Annotated in this window: 3 protein-coding genes; all 3 read left to right on the top strand. The window is 30.2% G+C overall.

The window, feature by feature from the left end:
- Positions 1-992 (top strand): T9SS type A sorting domain-containing protein (locus AABM47_RS09570; protein ID WP_338410704.1); only part of this gene is annotated, 992 nt, incomplete at its 5' end.
- A 64-nt stretch (positions 993-1,056) separates the two neighbouring features.
- Positions 1,057-2,622, top strand: a complete 1,566-nt coding sequence (locus AABM47_RS09575; protein ID WP_338410705.1) for a phosphatidylinositol-specific phospholipase C domain-containing protein — start codon at positions 1,057-1,059, stop codon at positions 2,620-2,622.
- 156 nt (positions 2,623-2,778) lie between these two features.
- The coding region (locus tag AABM47_RS09580) for a hypothetical protein (RefSeq protein WP_338410706.1) at positions 2,779-3,519 on the top strand (741 nt) is incomplete at its 3' end.

Below are 3,519 nucleotides of genomic sequence, written 5' to 3' on the forward strand. Positions count from 1 at the left end.
CATCTTTAGAAATTGAAACAGATATGCCATTACAATTAAACGCTACAAGTTTGGCTAACATTCAACAAGATTACATACTAACAAATGTAGGTTCTGCTTCAATTACTGCGGTGCAAGTTACGGGGAAAAAAATTATTTTCACACTTTCTGCTTATCCTGGTTTTGGAAGATCGTCAACTGTTTCTTTTATTGGAAAATTAGCCAATAGTACACTAAATATTACCAATGATAATAGTTTAGAATTAGTGAATTTTAGTAATTTTCAAATTCAAGATTTATCAGATAACGGTAACCCACCAGACACAGGAAATCCTCAGGGAAACGGCAGCGATAATACCAATCCTAAAATTATTCAGTTACAAAATGGCGGGAAAATTATAATTAAAGCTAACAGTTCTTTAAACTTAAAAGGTTTAAAAATAACTCCAATTGCAGATCATACACTTGTAGCAGACAATACAGCTACAAGATCATTAACTGCTTTAGGATCTATACCGAATGAAAGTATGGCTAGAGTATTTAATTTTACCTCAGCTACTGCAGATTTTACGGGTCAAATTATCTACTACTACGATGATGCAGACATGGGAAGCATTGCACATGGTGATGCTGTTCTGCAAGTTAAAGACGCTACCGATACTTGGTTATCTTATGTAGATGAAGACTCAAACAACAATAAAGTTACTTATACTTTCACGAATCCTGTTAACATTAAATCGGTTACGGCATCAGCGTCAGCTACAACTTTAAGTATTGAAACACTTACAGAAGAAATGAAGATTACTATTTTTCCTAATCCAGTAAATTCAGTTATTCAAATTAAATATCAAGGCCATTTAAATGCCAAAGTTTATGATTTTTTAGGTAGAGAACTTTTATCAACCAATTCAAAATCTATTGATATGAGTGAAATGCCAGCAGGTGTTTACATTATTAAAACTACGGATAAAACGATTAATAAAACAAATAGCTATAAAATAATTAAAAAATAAGACCAAGATAAAAGCAAGCTTACCCATAGCAAAACGATAAATTAATTTTTTTTAAATTAAAAAAATGCCATCACTCAAAAACCTTACTAAGTATTATAGCTTTCTGTTTTTTGTAGTTATCTTATTTTGGAACTCTGATATTTTAGGTCAATGCAATGGATCTAGCGATGTATGCAACAAAAAATACGATGAAGTGGCTTATTTAACCACACACAACGCCTTTAATTCTCAGCAAGATGGTTTTTCTTACCCTAATCAAAATAACAATATTGCAACGCAACTTAACGATGGTGTTCGAGGATTAATGATTGATGTTTATGATGATAATGGCACTACAGTTGTGTATCATGGTTTTTCATTTTTGGGTTCAGAACCTTTATCAACGTATTTGAATGATATTAAAAGTTTTTTAGATAACAACCCTAATGAAATTATTACAATCATTTTTCAAAATGACATTGGGGTAAGTGCTAATGCTATTGAAAATGATTTTTATCAAGCTGGTTTAACAAATTATTTACATACTCAAAATAAATTTTCGCATTGGCCAACACTACAAACCATGATTAATACGAATAAGCGTCTGGTTGTTTTTAATGAAGTAAATAACGCTTCGGCGAGCCAAGGATGGTATCATCATATTTGGGATTTTGCTGTTGAGATAAATTATGGAAGTATTAATTGTGATTATGGAAGAGGTAATGCATCAAATTCTTTATTTGTTTTCAATCATTTTGTAACTTCAGGTATTGGCACAGCAAGTATCTCTGAAGCGCAAACGGTAAATTCAAATCCTTATTTTATAGACCACGTGACACAATGTCAACAAAAAAAAAGTAAATTTCCAAATTTTATAACTGTCGATTTTTATGACCTTGGAGATGCTATGGCCGTGGTTAATCAATTAAACGCATCTAATTCCGAAAGTGGAGACGGAGGTAGTGATAACACAACAGGAAATGGAAGCGATAATACAGACCCTAAAATTATTCAATTACAAAATGACGGGCAAATTACTATTAAAGCAAATGCTTCGCTTAATTTAAAAGGATTAAAGTTAATACCAAATATTGATTATACTTTAGTTGCCGCTAACACTGTAACAAGATCTTTAGATGCCTTAGGATCTGTGCCTAACCAAAGCATGGCAAGAGTATATAATTTTACTTCGGCTTCAAACGATTTTAAAGGCGATATTATTTATTATTATGATGATGTCGATATGGGAACAAATACCCACAGTGATGCTGCACTTCAAGTTAAGGATGAAAACGGATTGTGGACTAGCTATACTGATGAAGATACTAATGACTATCAAATAACATACAGCTTTACAAGCCCAATTAAAATTGTAGGCTTAACAGGTTCTGCTTTATCTACTGCATTGCTTATTGAAACCATAGATAAAATATTTAGTATAACGATCTATCCCAACCCAGTTACTTCTCAATTACAAATAGACTACGTCGGTAAACTAAAAACAATCGTTTATGATTTTCTTGGAAAGCAACTCTTGAGCACCCAATTAAAAACTATTAATATGAATACTTTGCCTATTGGTGTTTATATTATTCAAACGACTGATCTAGATACTAATGAAACAAATAGCTATAAAATTATAAAAAAATAAAAAAACTAGCACTACAAATTCTTTTTATATAGCTATTTAATTTCGGCTTTTTTTGTAAAATAATTTTACAATTTAATTGCTTTTGTGAATTTGTAATAATTTTTTTTTATATTTATCAGCAGTTTTAATTTGGAACTAACAAATTTCTTCTATGTAATGTTTAAAAATTTAATTAAATTATTAATCGCAATCATAGTGCCGCTCCTTTCATTGTCAGGACTAGCGCAAGGAATCCGTTTTAATTCAAATGATGATTTAATCACTAATAGAACATCCTATAACGTTTTTGCACACAATCAACCAAAGTTTTTTAGCCATTTCAGAATTGAGTTTGACTTATCGATTATAAATCCACAAAGTTTTGGATATATTCTTCATATTAGAGACAAAAACAAGCCAATTTCATATTCGGTAGTTTACGTAAATAAAAATGAAAGTTCTGGTGAAATAAGACTAAACCTAGATGGAGTTAAAACTTTACTAACGGTGCCTTTAGATGAATCTTTACTAGGTGCACGTAAATGGATTAAACTTTCTTTAAATTTTAATTCAATTGAAAAAAAAATCACTTTATTAATTAATGACAAGGCATTTTATTCAAATGGCAATGAATTTAACAGTGAAATAAACCCCGAAATTTATTTTGGAAAACACGAAAATGTGATAGATGTTCCATTAATGGCTATTAAAAAATTGATTATTACTAACAAAAAAGATAAATATACTTTTAATTTTAATGAAAGTGAAGGAGAGGATGTTTTTGATTCAAATGGCAATCGCTATGGTTTTGTAAAACACCCAAATTGGTTAATTACAGAATCTTATCATTGGAAATTAAGATATAGTACTTCTTTTAATCAAGTTACATCTGTAACTTTTGATGAAAATAAAAGTAGG

Source organism: uncultured Flavobacterium sp., assembly GCF_963925415.1.
Taxonomy (GTDB): domain Bacteria; phylum Bacteroidota; class Bacteroidia; order Flavobacteriales; family Flavobacteriaceae; genus Flavobacterium.

Coding starts and splice junctions, on each gene's coding strand:
- AABM47_RS09575 (WP_338410705.1), top strand. CDS start 1,057: ATGCCATCACTCAAAAACCTTACTAAGTATTATAGCTTTCTGTTTTTT.